The following is a 15,454-nucleotide window of genomic DNA, read 5'->3' as shown; positions in this document are numbered from 1 at the left end:
GAGTCGCTACGTTCAGGAAACTTAACCACCCGAAGCGGGTGTGCTGGACATGAATCGCTACGAAAACCTCTGAAAAACGGGGGCTTCACGTCGCAGGCCCTTGTGCAACATGGCCTGCGGCCATCTTTGCTTCCTGAACGAAATGTATCTCGCGCGATCTTTTTTTCAAAAAGGTGGTCCGAAATGGTGCGCGTCATAGACCGGTCTATCCAACGGTCCATGATTGAAAGTCAGGTAGTTGAGGTTTTTTGTGATGTTGATTTCAGTTCAGGCCCTACGGGCGTTCGCAGCGTGGGTCGTGGTGTGTCATCACTTCATGCAGATTTTTTTCGATTTCAAGGCCAGCGGTCCGGTGGGGCAGTTCTTTGTGTCAAAGGGCGCGGTCGGCGTCGATATCTTCTTCGTCATCAGCGGCCTGGTTATCTTTTTATCCACGCAGAACAGTGACATGCCAGCACGGCGTTTCATTCTGCATCGCCTGATTCGCATCGTTCCGGCCTATTGGCTATACACCGCCGCCATGGGGTTGCTGCTGCTGATTGCAGCACCGATGCTCCCGCACCAGGTGATCGGCTGGCAGAATTTCCTCTTGTCACTGGTGTTCATTCCTTCCGAGAATCCCGGGGGCTATGGTCTCTACCCGACACTCAACGTTGGCTGGACGCTGAACTATGAGATGTTCTTCTACCTGCTGTTTTCGATGGTATTCCTCTTTCAACAGCGCCACCGGCCGTTGATCATTGCCGCAGCGCTGTTTGCGGTCAGTGAGGTTCTGGCCCGCGCCGGGCTGATCAGCCGCTTCTATGGCAACGACATCATTTACGAATTCCTGTTGGGTATCGGTATCGGCATTCTCTATCGCCGGGGCTGGATCAAACAGGCGCTATGGCTGCCGCTGGCAGGCATAGCGGTCGGGCTGTATGCGATCAATAACCTGAGCAACGAGCAGCGCCTGCTCAACTGGGGTCTGCCGAGTGCCTTGATCGTGCTGTCGTGCATTTCGCTGGAACCATATTTTCAGGGCAATCGCTTGCTAAAGGTGCTGGGTGACTGCTCGTATTCGGTGTACCTGCTGCACGTTCTGGTGCTGTACGGCGGCTTGCTGATGGCGCAGCGCTTTGGCCTCAATCCCTATGTGGTCTTCGCCTTCTGCGTGCCGATCATCGCCATCGGTGCGTGGGTCAGTTATGAGTGGATCGAGAAAGGCCTGTACCGCCGGATGAAAGCCTGGCTGGATGCGCGCAGGGCGGTCAGTCAGGCGCAGGCATTAACCTGACAAAAATACTGGGACTTTGTGTGAAGCGGCCGATTGGCGTAAACTGCACGCACGTCTGCGAGGAATTTTCATGACCGCTATCACTATTACCGATGCCGCCCACGATTATCTGGCCGATCTGCTGGAAAAGCAGAATACCCCGGGCATTGGCATCCGCGTATTTATCACCCAGCCCGGCACTCAGTACGCCGAAACCTGCATTGCCTACTGCAAGCCGGGTGAAGAAAAACCGGAAGACAAGGCCATCGGCCTGAAGAGCTTTACGGCCTGGATCGACGGCTTCAGCGAGGCCTTTCTCGATGATGCAGTGGTCGACTACGCCACCGACCGGATGGGCGGCCAGCTGACTATCAAGGCACCGAACGCCAAAGTGCCGATGGTCAATGCCGACAGCCCGATCAACGAGCGCATCAATTACTACCTGCAAACCGAGATCAATCCGGGCCTCGCCAGCCATGGCGGTCAGGTCACGCTGATCGATGTGGTCGAGGAAGAGACGAAGAACATCGCCGTGCTGCAGTTCGGCGGTGGTTGCCAGGGTTGTGGCCAGGCCGATGTCACGCTGAAGGAAGGTATCGAGCGCACGTTGCTTGAGCGTATTCCCGAGTTGTCGGGCGTTCGCGATGTTACCGACCATACGCAGAAAGAAAACGCCTACTACTAGGCGTCTCTTTTTTGCAAGGAAGTTGCTGCACGAAAGTTGCTGCACGAAAACGCCCTGACTGTTCAGGGCGTTTTCATGTGTGGCGGTTGACGAGCGTCAGTCCAGCTCCACCAGCACCGCGCCTTCGTTGACCATCTCTCCCTCGTGGCAGTAGAGCGCGGTAATCACTCCGGCGCTGGCGGCGCGGATGCTGTGTTCCATCTTCATGGCTTCCAGCACCACCAGTTGCGCGCCAGGCTCGACAGCCTGACCCACTTCAACCAATACCCGTACGATGCTGCCATTCATCGGTGCTGTCAGGCCTGCATGCTGACCCTCACCGACGTCTGCCTGGGCGATGGCGTCCAGGCGGGTGACGGTTTGCACCTCGCCTTGCCATTCGAGATACAGCGTATTGCCGCGTCGTATCGCCAGGTGTCGTTGGCGCACACCGTTGTGCTCGACCTGCAAATGCTCGCCACTCAGAGTGAATAACGAGGGGCTGCTGTTGCGCAGGCAGGTGTTGCGGGTTAGACCGTTGCAGCTCAGTCGCAGATCCGTCTGCGCAGGCAGGCCGGCGCGAAAGCCGCTGCTGACTGCCCAGGGCGAATACGGATCGGCTTGATCGATGCGTGCCGGTTCGCTCTGGCTGAAGGCCTCGGCAGCGGCCTGCCAGAATGTCTCGTCCGGCTCATTGGTGTGCGGCAGCAGTTGCGCCTGATGGCGGGGAATGAAGCCGGTATCAAGCTGCGCGGCGGCGAACGCTGGATGCGCGATGATTCTGCGCAGAAACGCCAGGTTGGTCCTGACTCCGCCCACTGCAAATTCATCGAGCATGGCCAGCAGGCGCAGGCGGGCTTGCTCGCGGTCTTCGCCCCAGGCAATCAGCTTGCCGAGCATCGGGTCGTAGAAGGGCGAAATGCTGTCGCCCTCGGCAACGCCGCTGTCCACCCGCCTGCCGGGGCCGGGCGCAGGCTCTCTGTAGAGCTCCAGCGTGCCGGTGGCCGGAAGAAAGTCGTTGACCGGGTCTTCGGCGTACAGACGGACCTCGATGGCGTGGCCGGTCAGGGGCACCTGCTCCTGGGTGATGGGCAGCGATTCGCCTCTGGCGACACGGATCTGCCATTCCACCAGGTCCAGACCCGTGATGTACTCGGTGACCGGATGCTCCACCTGCAGGCGGGTATTCATTTCCATGAAGAAAAACTCGCCGCGTGCGTCCAGCAGGAACTCCACCGTACCCGCACCGACGTAGCCGATGGCTTGTGCGGCTTTCACCGCGGCTTCGCCCATGGCCTTGCGCAATGAGGCCGTCAGGCCGGGCGCCGGTGCTTCCTCGACGACCTTCTGGTGTCGGCGCTGAATGGAGCAATCGCGCTCATTGAGGTACAGGCAGTGGCCATGCCGGTCGGCAAACACCTGGATTTCGACATGGCGCGGGGTGAGCACGTACTTCTCCACCAGCATCCTCGCGTCACCGAACGAGGACAGCGCCTCGCGTTGCGCCGAAGCCAGCGCTTCGGCCAGTTCGCCCGTATGCTCGACCACTTTCATGCCTTTGCCGCCGCCGCCAGCGGTGGCTTTCAACAGCACCGGGTAGCCGATACGCTCGGCAGCGGCGCGGAACGTCTCGACGTCCTGTGCTTCACCGTGATAGCCCGGCACCAACGGCACGCCTGCCTGCTCCATCAAGGCCTTGGCGGCGGATTTGCTGCCCATTGCATCGATGGCCGAGGCGGGGGGGCCGAGGAAAATCAGCCCGGCGTCTTCGACGGCACGCGCAAAATCGGCGTTTTCAGACAGAAAACCGTAGCCGGGATGGATCGCGTGCGCGCCACTCGCCCGGGCGGCTTCGATAAGCCTGTCGATCGCCAGATAACTGTTTGCGGCCTTGCTGCCGCCAAGGTCCACGCAGAGGTCGGCCTCGCGGCTATGCCGTGCGTCACGGTCAATGGCGCTGTGCACGGCGACCGTGGTAAGGCCCATGTTTTTCGCCGTGCGCATGATGCGGCAGGCGATCTCGCCGCGGTTGGCAATCAACAGCGTGGTCAGCTCGGGCATGCTCATGATTGCGAGTCCTTCTGAGGTTCGTGCCGGGCTGTCGAGGCTGCTGGAACGGGATTGCCAGGCGGCTGATCCTTGACGGGCTGCCAGCCAGGTGTGCGTTTCTGCAAAAACGCGCGCAGGCCTTCCTGGCCTTCGGCACTGGTGCGGATACGCGCGATTGCGCTTTCGCAGTAGCGACGCAGCGCGGGGGTCAGCACACCGCTGCCGACTTCGCGCAGCAGCTCCTTGCTGACACGCATGGCCTGCGGGCTGTTGAGCAACAGGTTGTCGACCCATTGCAGCGTTCGATCTTGCAGTTCTGCAGCCGGGTAGCACTCGGCGACCAGACCGATCTGCTGCGCCCGCTGGCCATCGAAGCGCTCGGCCGTCAGGGTGTAACGTCGCGCAGCGCGTTCGCCGATGGCCTGTACCACGAATGGACTGATAACGGCCGGCGCCAGGCCGATGCGCACTTCGGACAGGCAGAACTGCGCATCCACCGCTGCAATGGCCATGTCACAGCAACTGATCAGGCCCAGCGCACCGCCGAAAGCTGCGCCCTGGACGACGGCGAGCGTCGGTATTTTCAGCCTGGCGAGGCTGTACATCAGTTCCGCCAGTTCGCGGGCGTCGTCCAGATTGGTGTTGTAATCCAGGTCTGCTGCCTGCTGCATCCACGCCAGGTCGGCACCGGCACTGAAATGCCGGCCACGGCCACGCAACAGCAGAAAACGCAGGCTGGTATCGCCTTGTACCTGGTCCAGGGCGATAATCAGCTCGCGGATCATCTGCGCGTTGAAGGCGTTGTTCTTGTCCGGTCGATTCAGCCACAGCGTGGCAAAGCCACGTGGGTCGTTGATCAGCTCTATGGTTGCGAATGAGGTCGAAGTCATGGTCATTTCCCGGCTCACATTCGGAACAGGCCGAAGGTGGTAGGTTCGATGGGCGCGTTGAGCGAGGCGGAGAGGGCAAGCGCGAGAATGTCGCGGGTTTGCGCCGGGTCGATGACTCCGTCGTCCCACAGGCGGGCGCTGGAATAGTAAGGATGGCCCTGATGCTCGTACTGATCGAGAATCGGCTGTTTCAGCTCGGTCTGCTGTTCGGCGCTGAACGCCTGACCGGCCCGTTCGGCCTGCTCGCATTTGACCTGCACCAGCACGCCGGCCGCCTGTTCGCCGCCCATCACGCCGATCCGCGCGTTGGGCCACATCCATAGAAAGCGCGGATCGTAAGCGCGGCCACACATGCCGTAATTCCCCGCGCCAAAACTGCCGCCGATGATCACCGTGAATTTCGGCACCCTGGCGCAGGCCACGGCGGTCACCAGCTTGGCACCATGCTTGGCGATGCCGCCCGCTTCATACTTCTGGCCGACCATGAAGCCGGTGATGTTCTGCAGGAACAGCAGGGGGATGCCCCTTTGGCAGGCCAGCTCGATGAAATGCGCACCTTTCTGCGCCGCTTCGGCGAACAGGATGCCGTTGTTGGCGAGGATCGCGATCGGGTAGCCATGCAGACGCGCGAAGCCACAGACCAGCGTGGTGCCGAACAGAGCCTTGAATTCGTCGAGCACCGAGCCATCCACCAGGCGCGCGATGATTTCCCTTACATCGAATGGCTGTTTCGTGTCGGTGGGGATGATGCCGTACAGGTCATCGCCGGGGTACAGCGGTGCAATGGGCGCGACGGTGTTCAGTTGGCCCTGCTTGCGCCAGTTCAGATTGGCGATGCTGCGGCGCGCCAGTGCGAGCGCGTGATCGTCGTTGTCGGCATAGTGGTCGGCGACACCGGACGTGCGGCAGTGCACATCGGCACCGCCCAGTTCTTCGGCGCTGACCACTTCGCCGGTTGCCGCTTTGACCAGCGGCGGGCCGGCCAGAAAGATCGTGGCCTGCTGGCGGACCATGATCGCCTCGTCGGCCATGGCGGGTACGTACGCGCCACCTGCGGTACAGGAGCCCATGACCACCGCGATCTGGGCGATACCTTGCGCGCTCATGTTCGCCTGGTTGAAGAAGATCCGCCCGAAATGTTCGCGGTCGGGAAACACTTCATCCTGACGCGGCAGGTTGGCGCCGCCGGAATCCACCAGATAGATGCACGGCAGGCGGTTCTGCTGGGCGATGGTCTGGGCGCGCAAATGCTTCTTTACGGTCAGCGGGTAATAGGAGCCGCCTTTGACCGTGGCGTCGTTGGCGATGATCATGCATTCGACGCCCTCGACCCGGCCGATTCCGGCGATCACGCCAGCGGCCGGGACCTCTTCGCCGTATACCTCGTGCGCGGCCAGTTGGCCGATTTCCAGAAACGGTGAACCGGTGTCCAGCAAACGGTTGATACGCTCGCGCGGCAGCAACTTGCCGCGTGAGGTGTGGCGCTCCTGGGCTTTGCGGCCGCCACCTTGCTGGACGTTGCTCAACAGCGAGCGCAATGCTTCGACCTGCTTGAGCAGCGCGTCGCGATTGAGGGTGAATTCAGGCGAGCGGGTGTTGATTCGGGTCTGCAGAATGGTCATGGTGGCTCCCCGATCAACGGGTTTCGTTGAACAGTTCGCGACCGATGAGCATGCGCCGGATTTCACTGGTGCCTGCGCCGATCTCGTAGAGTTTGGCGTCGCGCAACAGTCGGCCCGCCGGGAACTCGTTGATGTAGCCATTGCCGCCGAGAATCTGGATGGCCTCCAGCGCCATCTGCGTGGCCCGCTCGGCGCTGTACAGGATTACCCCCGCAGCGTCCTTGCGAGTGGTCTCGCCGCGGTCACAAGCCTGGGCGACCGCATACAGGTAGGCCCGGCTGGCATTGAGCTGGGTGTACATGTCTGCGACCTTGCCCTGTATCAGCTGAAACTCGCCGATGCTCTGGCCGAACTGTTTGCGGTCGTGAATGTAGGGCACCACCACGTCCATGCACGCCTGCATGATCCCGGTCGGTCCGCCGGAGAGCACGACGCGTTCGTAATCAAGGCCGCTCATCAGCACTCTGACTCCGCCATCCAGCATGCCCAGCAGGTTCTCCTCGGGCACCTCGACATCATCGAAAAACAGTTCGCAGGTGTTGGAGCCGCGCATGCCCAGCTTGTCGAACTTGCTGCCCCGCGAGAAGCCTTTCCAGTCGCGTTCGACGATAAACGCACTGATGCCGTGGGCTGCCTTTTCCAGGTCGGTCTTGGCGTAGATCACATAGGTGTCGGCATCCGGCCCGTTGGTGATCCAGGTCTTGCTGCCGTTGAGCACATAGCGATCACCGCGCTTGTCGGCGCGCAGTTTCATCGACACCACGTCCGAGCCTGCATTGGGTTCACTCATGGCCAGCGCGCCAACGTGTTCACCGCTGATCAGCTTGGGCAGGTAACGGGCCTTTTGCGCCGGGCTGCCATTGCGGTTGATCTGGTTCACGCACAGATTGGAATGGGCGCCATAGGAAAGCGCCACGGATGCCGAGCCACGGCTGATTTCTTCCATCGCCACGACGTGCGCCAGATAACCCAGGCCCGCGCCGCCGTACTCTTCGCTGACAGTGATCCCCAGTACGCCCATTTCACCGAACTTGCGCCACATGTCGGCGGGGAACAGGTTGTCCTTGTCGATCTGCGCGGCGCGCGGGGCAAGCTCTGCGGCGACGAAGGATTGCAGCTGGTCGCGCAGCATGTCGATGGTTTCGCCAAGTGCGAAGTTCAGGCTGGGGTAACTCATGGGGCTTTCCTTTTTTGTTCTTGAGTGGCGCTTTGTTCTTGGACGGCGCGTCTTTCTGGAAGCGGTTATAGTGTCTATCAGCTATGACCTTTACGTTAACGTAAACCTGTAGGATTGTGCTGTCAACGCCCATGCCGAAGCGGACCGGGAGTGATCAGGCTGTATTTTTCAGTCACGAGAGAAGAGGGCGGAACGCCGGAAAGCACGAAGGGGAGCCTGGGCTCCCCTTCAAGGTGTGTTGCTATGCTCTTTTTTGTTGTTCGGGAGGCCTGTTGTTGTTTTTGGCGACCTGACCCTTCACATCTTTTTTGAGCGATCCGCAGACGGGATCAAGAGCAAACGTATTTTTTTGAGCGCTGATGACACTTTCATCGTAGTGATCCAACCAGTTCGGCAACTGCCTCGGGGCAGTTTTGTTGTTCTCTGTCTGGCTGCGAACGACTTGCGAGGCAAGTGGTTCAGAAAAGCTATCCACTCCAAAAAAATCTGTTAGCTACGTCTCTGTACGTGTTGTTCTTGTTATGTCAGAGCCGGTACGTGTTGTTTTTATTGGTGTGCTGCGTGTTTTTATTTTTGTTGTACAAAGGATATAGCAGGACCCGTGCCAGGTTTTCAAAACCCCTGTAATACCGGGGGATCACCTTGTTTTTCCGGCATCGGACCGTTTGATTCTGCGGCCGAGTGTTTCCGTGTTACCCGTTTGTCTCTGCTCGACGCGGGGCACAGTAACACTCTGTGGCAAGTTGTCGCACCCTGTTACCGACCGGTGACAGTGCTACGCAGACAGTCTGGCTCTGGCCACGCGGGAGCCATTGCTACGTTGCAGTACGTCGCAGATGCGCTGGCCCGCCGCAATGACCTGGTCCAGATCGACGCCTGTTTCGATACCCAGCCCCTGCAACATGTACAGCACGTCCTCGGAGGCAACATTGCCGCTGGCACCCTTGGCGTAGGGGCAGCCGCCGAGGCCAGCCACTGAGCTGTCGAAGACCTGGATGCCTTCCTCCAGGCTTGCGTAGATGTTTACCAGCGCCTGGCCATAGGTGTCGTGGAAGTGGCCGGCCAGCTTGCCGCGCGGTATCTGCGCAGCCACGGCGTTGAACAAGGCCCGTGTGGCGCCCGGCGTGCCGGTTCCGATGGTGTCGCCCAGGGAAATTTCATAGCAGCCCATCGCGTGCAGTTGGTTGGCGACCGTCGCGACCTGTTCGGGCGAAACGCTGCCTTCATAAGGGCAGCCCAATACGCACGACACATACCCTCGAACCCGCACGCCATGCATCCGTGCCGCTTCCATGACCGGCGCGAAGCGCTCCAGGCTTTCGCTGATCGAGCAGTTGAGGTTGCGCTGCGAGAACCCTTCGGTCGCCGCCGCGAACACCGCGACTTCTCTGACCCCGGCAGCCAATGCGTCTTCGAAGCCGCGCAGATTCGGCGCCAGAGCCGAATAGATAACGCCTTCACGGCGCTGGATCCGCTCGAACACCTGAGCCGAGCCCGCCATCTGCGGGACCCATTTGGCCGAGACAAAGCTGCCGACCTCGATATGGCCCAGCCCGGCTGCCGTCAGGTCATCCACCAGGCGCACCTTGTCGTCGACACTGATGGGTTGCGCTTCATTCTGCAGACCGTCACGCGGGCCGACTTCAACGAGATTCACCTTTTGCGGGAGGGACATGGCGGCGCCTTTGTAGTCAGTGCGAAGGGGTCAGAGTGGGGCGGCAGCGGTTTTATCGAGTGCGGCTCGGCAGCGCTCTTCGGCGGTGTCCAGTTCCAGTTGCATCTGCTGGATGTCCAGCAACTGCTGCTCCAGCTGATCACGGCGTTCGGCGATCTTGCCCAGCATGGTCTGCAACTGCTTCTGATTGCCACCGGCAGGGTCGTACAACGAGATCAGTTCCTTGCACTCGGCCAGGGAAAAACCGATGCGCTTGCCTCGCAGGATCAGTTTCAGAGTGACTTTGTCACGGGCCGTATAGATACGTTCCAGGCCCTTGCGTTCAGGGCTGAGCATGCCTTGCTCTTCGTAAAAGCGTATGGCGCGGGTGGTGATGTCCAGCTCGCGGGCGAGCTCGGAAATGCTGTAGGTGTGACTGCTCATGGCATGACTCGGCGAGGTATACAACCGCAAAGCTAAGGGCTGCTTTACGTATGCGTCAAGCTGCAGTGGCGATACCAGAGCTTGAGCGGTCGCACCCCACTACCTAGAAACGACATTAAGTTATGTTATTTAAGTTTTTATAATCAATAACTTAAGTTAAATATTTCATACCTTTTCGAGGTTGTGTTCCTGCGCCACCACCCGCTGTGAAAGTTCGATGATCTGCTCGCGCATCCAGCGATTGGCCGGATCCTGGTCGGTGCTTTCATGCCAGTACAGGTGGGTCTCGACCGAGGGAACGTCGCTGACTGGCAGGTAGACATAGTGCAAGTCGTTACGTCGGGCGAAGCGCTCGGGCACAGTCATGACCATGTCGGTCTGCTGCAGCACCTGGGTTGCCATCATGTAGTGCTGCGAGCGCAACGCTATCCTGCGCTGGATGCCCATCTTGCCGAGCGCCAGATCCACATGGCCCAACCCGCTGCGGCGGCTGGAGATATGGATATGAGACTGGCTCAGGTAATCGTCGAGGGTCAGCGTGGCCTTGTTTGCCAATGGATGCCCCTTGCGCATGCCACACACATAGCGGTCCTCCATCAGCTTCACATGGCGCACCTGCGGGTCAGTGTTGAGCGGCGCGTCCACAGCGAAGTCGAGGCGTCCGGCGGCCAGTTCCTTGGTGGTTTCCCGGCGCTTGGAAAGAAAGCTTTCTATGGTCACCGCAGGCGCCAGGCGTCGCAGTCGCTGGAACAGCGCTGGCAGGATCACTGCCTCGGTCAGGTCGGTCATGCTGATGCGGTAATTCTTGTTGGCCTGCAACGGGTTGAAGATGCGACTTTCCTGCACCGATACCCTGAGCAACGAAAGGGCGTTGCGCACCGGGCCGATGATGTTCTGCGCCATCGGTGTCGGCACCATGCCTTGTGCCGTGCGCACGAACAGCGGGTCGTTGAAGGTCTCGCGCAGCCGCGCCAGTGCGTTGGAGACTGCAGGCTGGGTAATGCCGACAATCTGTCCGGCGCGGGTCAGGTTGGCTTCGGTGTAGATGGCGTCGAAGACAATGAAAAGGTTGAGATCGACCTTGTTCAGGTTCATTGATGGGGCGCCTCGTGCCGTTATTGTGATTGATTGTTTAGAGGGGTGGTAATGCCGCGATGGTGACGGATCATATATCGGTTATGAATGTTTATACACGCTGGGAATAGATTAGATAAATGTGCAGTGTTTCTCTAGCATCGTGTTCATGACTTCGACAACCTGATCGACACGGTGGCGACCCCATGGATTTTGCGTATTCCCCGAAGGTGCAGGCCCTGCGTGAACGCGTCACGGCGTTCATGGATGCCTACGTCTATCCGGCCGAGCCGGTTTTCGAGCGGCAAGTGGCCGAAGGGGATCGCTGGCAGCCCACGGCAATCATGGAAGAGCTCAAGGCCCGGGCCAGATCGGAAGGATTGTGGAATCTGTTCCTGCCCGACTCCGGACTGGGCGCCGGCCTGAGCAATCTGGAATATGCGCCGCTGGCGGAAATCATGGGCCGCTCAATGCTCGGTCCCGAGCCCTTCAACTGCTCGGCACCCGACACCGGCAACATGGAGGTACTGGTCCGCTATGCCAGCGAGGAACAGAAAGCCCGCTGGCTCGAGCCGCTGCTGCGCGGTGAGATTCGCTCTGCCTTTGCCATGACCGAGCCCGACGTGGCCTCATCGGACGCCACCAATATGGCCGCGCGCGCTGAGCGTGACGGTGACCAGTGGGTCATCAACGGTCGCAAGTGGTGGACCTCTGGTGCCTGCGACCCGCGCTGCAAAATCCTGATATTCATGGGCCTGAGCAATCCTGAAGGGCCGCGCCATCAGCAGCATTCGATGATTCTGGTGCCGGTCGATACGCCCGGCGTGAAGATCGTGCGGCCACTGCCGGTGTTTGGTTATGACGATGCGCCCCATGGCCATGCCGAAGTGTTGTTCGAAAACGTCAGGGTTCCGTTCGAAAACGTCCTGCTCGGCGAGGGGCGTGGGTTTGAAATCGCTCAGGGGCGGCTCGGACCAGGGCGGATTCACCACTGCATGCGCTCGATCGGCATGGCGGAGCGGGCGCTGGAGCTGATGTGCAGGCGTTCCATTGACCGCGTAGCATTCGGCAAGCCGTTGGCCAGGCTGGGCGGCAACATCGACCTGATCGCCGACTCGCGCATGGAAATCGACATGGCACGCCTGCTGACCCTGAAAGCGGCCTACATGATGGATACCGTCGGCAACAAGGTCGCCAGAAGCGAAATCGCGCAGATCAAGGTGGTCGCGCCCAACGTGGCGCTGAAGGTCATTGATCGGGCGATCCAGATGCACGGCGCCGCCGGGATTTCCAGTGATTTCCCGCTGGCCTACATGTACGCGATGCAGCGTACGTTGCGTCTGGCTGACGGCCCGGATGAAGTGCATCGCGCTGCCGTCGGCAAGTATGAACTGGGCAAATATATGCCGGCAGACTCAACGCGCAGCAGGTCCTAGCTAGCGGTCGATCACTGCACCCAGACTTCAACCCGACGGTTCTTGATCCGGCCGTCGTCGATTTCATTGGTAGCCACCGGCATTTCGTCACCCAGACCAACGATATCGCGGAACGTTACGCCTCTTTTCAGCAGTTCCCGGCGCACGGCCATGGCACGCAGCCTGGAGAGCAGGGCGGCCCGCTCCGGGTCGCTCTTGGCGTCGCCGAAGCCTACCAGCGTCACATGCCGGTCCAGTTTGTCGCTGGATTTCAGGTAATCCGCAACCCGCTTGAGGTCCTGCTGCGCCTTGTTGTCCAGGCGCGCGCTGCCCTGAGCAAAGCGGAAATTGACTGACAGGCGTTCGGCCTTGCGTGCCAGCGCCTGGTAATCGGCGGGCATCTGCGCGGTAGGCTGCACCTTGAGGACCTGTACGGTCTGCGCGACAAAACCGCTTTGCGCGACGATGGCCTGGCCCTCGGCACTTTGCGCGAAACGAACCAGCGCCTGCGCCCAGCGCTGAGGCGTTGACGTGGGTACATAAAAGTACAGTCGTCGCGACAACGGGTAGTCCTCGGTGGCAATCAGGCTGATCGTCGGCAGCATGGGCCTGGAATCGCCATCGGCTATGGCCACCGCCTTGGCGCGGCGTACGGAAGGCAGGCCGATGAAGCCGATACCATTGATGTCCTTGCTGACTTCGTCGGAGAGCTGCTCGCTGGACTCGAAGCGCGCCGCGCTGCCCAGCAGGCTCTTGCCGTATTTGGTCAGTACCAGGTCCTTGAACGTCTCGTAGGTGCCGGACTTTTCATCGCGAACATAAAGATGGATGGCGCCTGGATTGCCACCGACCTCACTCCAGTTTCTGACTTCGCCACTGAAAATGCGCGCCAGTTGAAGGGTATCCAGTTGTCTCAGCGGATTGCCGGGATGCAGAATCACTGCAACGCCGTCGATGGCAATGGTCTGCTCGCTGGCTGCACTTTTCAGATCCCCCAGACTCGCCAGATCTTTGGCCTCCTGATCCTTGATCGGTCGAGAAGAGGCTGCGATATCTGTGTTACCTGCTTTCAGTGCGGTAAAACCGGTGCCTGAGCCATGCGCGGCGATTTCGACACTGACCGATTGTCCGGCGGCTGTGGTTCCGACCACACGCTGTTCATTGAGGGTGTTGCCGGGGAGGGTCTGTACCGATTGCAGACCTTGCTGGCGCATCAATCCTTCGACCAGCGCGGGTCCCAGTTGGGCGTTGATGGTGTTGGAGCCTTGAATGCGCAACGCCGGTATATCGCCAGCAGGCAACGGCAGTGCGGCTTGCGCGAAAGCGGGCAGGGTAGCGCTCGACAGGATGAGCGCCGTAAGCAAAGCGCGCAGCATCGGCGTCACCATGAATCACGGGAGGGTGCCGGGAGAATAAGTCAGAGAGATTGCCGGAATATGACAATTTCAGGGGCTGTACGTGTTTCAGCGCGACCCGAGCCTTATTAAGGAGGGATCGCGCGGGAGGGGCACAGGAGGGGATAAGTCAGCTGAGTTCAAGCCAGATCGGTGCGTGGTCGGACGGTTTTTCCATGGCGCGCAAGTCGTAATCCACACCGGCTTCCTTGATGCGTGGCTGCAAGCCGGTAGAGGTCATGATCAGATCGATGCGCAGGCCGCGCTTGGGCTCGTCTTCAAAGCCACGGCTACGATAGTCGAACCAGCTGAAGCGGTCGACGACCTCCGGGTACAGGTGACGAAAGCTGTCCACCAGGCCCCAGTTCTTCAGGCGCTCCATCCACTCCCGCTCTTCAGGCAGAAAGCTGCACTTGCCGGTTTTCAGCCAGCGTTTGGCGTTGTCGGCGCCGATGCCGATATCGCAGTCCTGCGGAGAAATATTCACATCGCCCATGACGATCAGCGGCTGATCGTTGCGAAAGTGGCCCTCGAGCAGCGTTTGCAGGTTCTCGTAAAAGCGCTGTTTGGCGGGGAATTTGGTTGGGTGATCACGGCTTTCGCCCTGTGGAAAGTAGCCATTCATGATGGTTACCGGCTGGCCGTTGCGGTCGGCGTAAGTACCCCAGATGAAACGCTTCTGGGATTCCTCGTCGTCCCCCTCGAAACCCTTGTGCAGGGCCAGCGGCGCATTACGAGACAGCAAAGCGACACCGTAATGGCCTTTCTGGCCGTGGAAGTGCACGTGATAGCCCAGCGCTTCGACTTCCGCCTGGGGAAATTGCTCGTCCGAAACCTTGGTTTCCTGAAGACCGATCACGTCAGGCTGATGTTTGTCGATCAGCGCCGCCAACTGATGCGGTCGAGCGCGCAGACCATTGATGTTGAACGAGATGATTTTCATAAAACAGCGGTCCTGAGCAAAAACAAACAACGATGCTAGCCGACCTGTGGTTTCAGGACCAGTGCCGCGTCGCAAGCGCAGGCCGAGGCGTGTCTGGATAATTCGTTGGAACTGTTATCAATGGCCATCACTCGAAAGCCTGCTTGCCAAAACCGCTGCGCCAGACGCAGTTCCGTTAACACGAGGCCCTTTATGTCCCTACCTGCTGCCATCACGGGTGAAATTCGCCAACTCGACAGTGGTTATTCCCGTGAAACCCGCTCCTTGCTGTTCAGGGCCTACCGGCACGATCCGACATTTGCCTATCTGTTCAACGCCGAGCGCGAGGGATATGAGCAACGCGTGTTGGCGACCATCCGCCAACTGGTCAAACAACACTTTTTGCAAAACCAGCCTGCGCTGGGCCTGTTTCTCCAGGACCGCCTGGTCGGCGTAGCGCTGATCGCTCCGCCGCAGCGCCGTCTGGGTGTCACCGAAAGCTGGGCCTGGCGTCTGCGCATGGTGATGGACACCGGCCTGGGTTGCACCCAGCGCTATCTGGCGTATTACAACGCAGTACTTGCCTGCGTGCCGTCGGAAACCGTGCATGTGCTGCCGTTGATCGGCCTTGATCCGGAGTTCCAGGGGCAGAAGCTCGGTCAGGACCTGAGCGAGCAACTGCTGGCGGCGCTGCACGACTGGTGCGCAGTGGATGAACACTCCCAGGGCATCGTGGTAGATACGGGCAATCCGCGTTATCTGGAGTTCTATAAGCGGCAGGGCTATGAAGAAATCGGTGAAATTGCTGTAGGCCCCGTCCGCGAGCATGTGTTTTTTCATCCGAACCCTCAGGTGTCACTGCCGGTCCCTGACGTAATGGCCTGAATATCCTGC

14 protein-coding genes are annotated in these 15,454 nt (G+C 60.0%); 5 read left to right on the top strand and 9 right to left on the bottom strand.

Features of this window, described 5'->3' with window-relative positions; all coding sequences use genetic code 11:
• Positions 1-253 precede the first annotated feature (253 nt).
• The gene (locus QRN50_RS02050; RefSeq protein WP_003402782.1) at positions 254-1,276 is read left to right on the top strand and encodes an acyltransferase family protein; all 1,023 of its coding nucleotides are present in this window, start codon (positions 254-256) and stop codon (positions 1,274-1,276) included.
• A gap of 70 nt (positions 1,277-1,346) precedes the next feature.
• A complete protein-coding gene (nfuA, locus tag QRN50_RS02045) occupies positions 1,347-1,940 on the top strand; it encodes a Fe-S biogenesis protein NfuA (protein ID WP_011267703.1) in 594 nt (197 codons plus the stop codon).
• A 96-nt stretch (positions 1,941-2,036) separates the two neighbouring features.
• Here nfuA and QRN50_RS02040 read toward each other — a convergent pair whose 3' ends face one another.
• From QRN50_RS02040 to QRN50_RS02025, 4 genes are read right to left on the bottom strand one after another with little or no spacing between them, the layout of a single operon-like run.
• Positions 2,037-3,986 carry an acetyl/propionyl/methylcrotonyl-CoA carboxylase subunit alpha gene (locus QRN50_RS02040; RefSeq protein WP_032653556.1) on the bottom strand — a complete coding sequence of 650 codons (1,950 nt, stop codon included), beginning with the start codon at positions 3,984-3,986 and terminating at the stop codon, positions 2,037-2,039.
• Positions 3,983-4,858, bottom strand: coding sequence for a gamma-carboxygeranoyl-CoA hydratase (locus QRN50_RS02035; protein ID WP_096127265.1), 876 nt, complete (start codon positions 4,856-4,858; stop codon positions 3,983-3,985). Before QRN50_RS02035 ends, QRN50_RS02040 begins: the two co-directional genes overlap by 4 nt.
• A 14-nt stretch (positions 4,859-4,872) precedes the next feature.
• Positions 4,873-6,480, bottom strand: a complete 1,608-nt coding sequence (locus tag QRN50_RS02030; protein ID WP_024638789.1) for a carboxyl transferase domain-containing protein — start codon at positions 6,478-6,480, stop codon at positions 4,873-4,875.
• A 13-nt stretch (positions 6,481-6,493) separates the two neighbouring features.
• A complete protein-coding gene (locus QRN50_RS02025) occupies positions 6,494-7,657 on the bottom strand; it encodes an isovaleryl-CoA dehydrogenase (protein WP_011267707.1) in 1,164 nt (387 codons plus the stop codon).
• 235 nt (positions 7,658-7,892) lie between these two features.
• Between QRN50_RS02025 and QRN50_RS02020 the strand changes: the two genes are divergently transcribed.
• Positions 7,893-8,150, top strand: a complete 258-nt coding sequence (locus QRN50_RS02020; protein WP_024641290.1) for a hypothetical protein — start codon at positions 7,893-7,895, stop codon at positions 8,148-8,150.
• 282 nt (positions 8,151-8,432) lie between these two features.
• On the opposite strand, the gene QRN50_RS02015 is transcribed toward QRN50_RS02020, so the two are convergent.
• From QRN50_RS02015 to QRN50_RS02005, 3 genes are all read right to left on the bottom strand, one after another.
• A complete protein-coding gene (locus tag QRN50_RS02015) occupies positions 8,433-9,332 on the bottom strand; it encodes a hydroxymethylglutaryl-CoA lyase (protein WP_003402776.1) in 900 nt (299 codons plus the stop codon).
• A gap of 30 nt (positions 9,333-9,362) precedes the next feature.
• Positions 9,363-9,755: a MerR family transcriptional regulator gene (locus tag QRN50_RS02010; protein ID WP_003318521.1), complete on the bottom strand. Its 393-nt coding sequence runs from the start codon at positions 9,753-9,755 to the stop codon at positions 9,363-9,365.
• A gap of 165 nt (positions 9,756-9,920) precedes the next feature.
• Positions 9,921-10,850 carry a LysR family transcriptional regulator gene (locus QRN50_RS02005; protein ID WP_096127266.1) on the bottom strand — a complete coding sequence of 310 codons (930 nt, stop codon included), beginning with the start codon at positions 10,848-10,850 and terminating at the stop codon, positions 9,921-9,923.
• A 185-nt stretch (positions 10,851-11,035) separates the two neighbouring features.
• Here QRN50_RS02005 and QRN50_RS02000 point away from each other — a divergent pair, with 185 nt between their 5' ends.
• Positions 11,036-12,265 carry an acyl-CoA dehydrogenase gene (locus tag QRN50_RS02000; protein ID WP_003402774.1) on the top strand — a complete coding sequence of 410 codons (1,230 nt, stop codon included), beginning with the start codon at positions 11,036-11,038 and terminating at the stop codon, positions 12,263-12,265.
• Positions 12,266-12,276: 11 nt separating this feature from the next.
• Here the strand turns inward: QRN50_RS02000 and QRN50_RS01995 are convergent, their stop codons facing one another.
• Both QRN50_RS01995 and xthA read right to left on the bottom strand, forming a co-directional pair.
• Positions 12,277-13,620, bottom strand: coding sequence for a substrate-binding domain-containing protein (locus QRN50_RS01995; RefSeq protein WP_003402773.1), 1,344 nt, complete (start codon positions 13,618-13,620; stop codon positions 12,277-12,279).
• 148 nt (positions 13,621-13,768) lie between these two features.
• Positions 13,769-14,581 carry an exodeoxyribonuclease III gene (gene xthA, locus QRN50_RS01990; RefSeq protein WP_024641291.1) on the bottom strand — a complete coding sequence of 271 codons (813 nt, stop codon included), beginning with the start codon at positions 14,579-14,581 and terminating at the stop codon, positions 13,769-13,771.
• A 192-nt stretch (positions 14,582-14,773) separates the two neighbouring features.
• Between xthA and QRN50_RS01985 the strand changes: the two genes are divergently transcribed.
• Complete coding sequence (locus QRN50_RS01985; RefSeq protein WP_003345438.1) at positions 14,774-15,445, top strand: GNAT family N-acetyltransferase; 672 nt, start codon at positions 14,774-14,776, stop codon at positions 15,443-15,445.
• The last annotated feature ends 9 nt before the right edge of the window (positions 15,446-15,454 follow it).

The sequence above is a fragment of the Pseudomonas sp. MEJ108 genome (assembly GCF_030208985.1).
Lineage (GTDB): Bacteria > Pseudomonadota > Gammaproteobacteria > Pseudomonadales > Pseudomonadaceae > Aquipseudomonas > Aquipseudomonas fragariae.
This window is presented reverse-complemented; position numbering and strand designations above follow the sequence as displayed.

What these genes read in the sequence shown, in the direction of transcription:
- QRN50_RS01985 (WP_003345438.1), top strand. Translation starts at nt 14,774, where the DNA reads ATGTCCCTACCTGCTGCCATCACGGGTGAAATTCGCCAACTCGACAGT.
- QRN50_RS02040 (WP_032653556.1), bottom strand. Translation starts at nt 3,986, where the DNA reads ATGAGCATGCCCGAGCTGACCACGCTGTTGATTGCCAACCGCGGCGAG.
- xthA (WP_024641291.1), bottom strand. Translation starts at nt 14,581, where the DNA reads ATGAAAATCATCTCGTTCAACATCAATGGTCTGCGCGCTCGACCGCAT.
- QRN50_RS02005 (WP_096127266.1), bottom strand. Translation starts at nt 10,850, where the DNA reads ATGAACCTGAACAAGGTCGATCTCAACCTTTTCATTGTCTTCGACGCC.
- QRN50_RS02015 (WP_003402776.1), bottom strand. Translation starts at nt 9,332, where the DNA reads ATGTCCCTCCCGCAAAAGGTGAATCTCGTTGAAGTCGGCCCGCGTGAC.
- QRN50_RS02000 (WP_003402774.1), top strand. Translation starts at nt 11,036, where the DNA reads ATGGATTTTGCGTATTCCCCGAAGGTGCAGGCCCTGCGTGAACGCGTC.
- QRN50_RS02025 (WP_011267707.1), bottom strand. Translation starts at nt 7,657, where the DNA reads ATGAGTTACCCCAGCCTGAACTTCGCACTTGGCGAAACCATCGACATG.
- QRN50_RS02050 (WP_003402782.1), top strand. Translation starts at nt 254, where the DNA reads ATGTTGATTTCAGTTCAGGCCCTACGGGCGTTCGCAGCGTGGGTCGTG.
- QRN50_RS02035 (WP_096127265.1), bottom strand. Translation starts at nt 4,858, where the DNA reads ATGACTTCGACCTCATTCGCAACCATAGAGCTGATCAACGACCCACGT.
- nfuA (WP_011267703.1), top strand. Translation starts at nt 1,347, where the DNA reads ATGACCGCTATCACTATTACCGATGCCGCCCACGATTATCTGGCCGAT.
- QRN50_RS01995 (WP_003402773.1), bottom strand. Translation starts at nt 13,620, where the DNA reads ATGCTGCGCGCTTTGCTTACGGCGCTCATCCTGTCGAGCGCTACCCTG.
- QRN50_RS02030 (WP_024638789.1), bottom strand. Translation starts at nt 6,480, where the DNA reads ATGACCATTCTGCAGACCCGAATCAACACCCGCTCGCCTGAATTCACC.
- QRN50_RS02010 (WP_003318521.1), bottom strand. Translation starts at nt 9,755, where the DNA reads ATGAGCAGTCACACCTACAGCATTTCCGAGCTCGCCCGCGAGCTGGAC.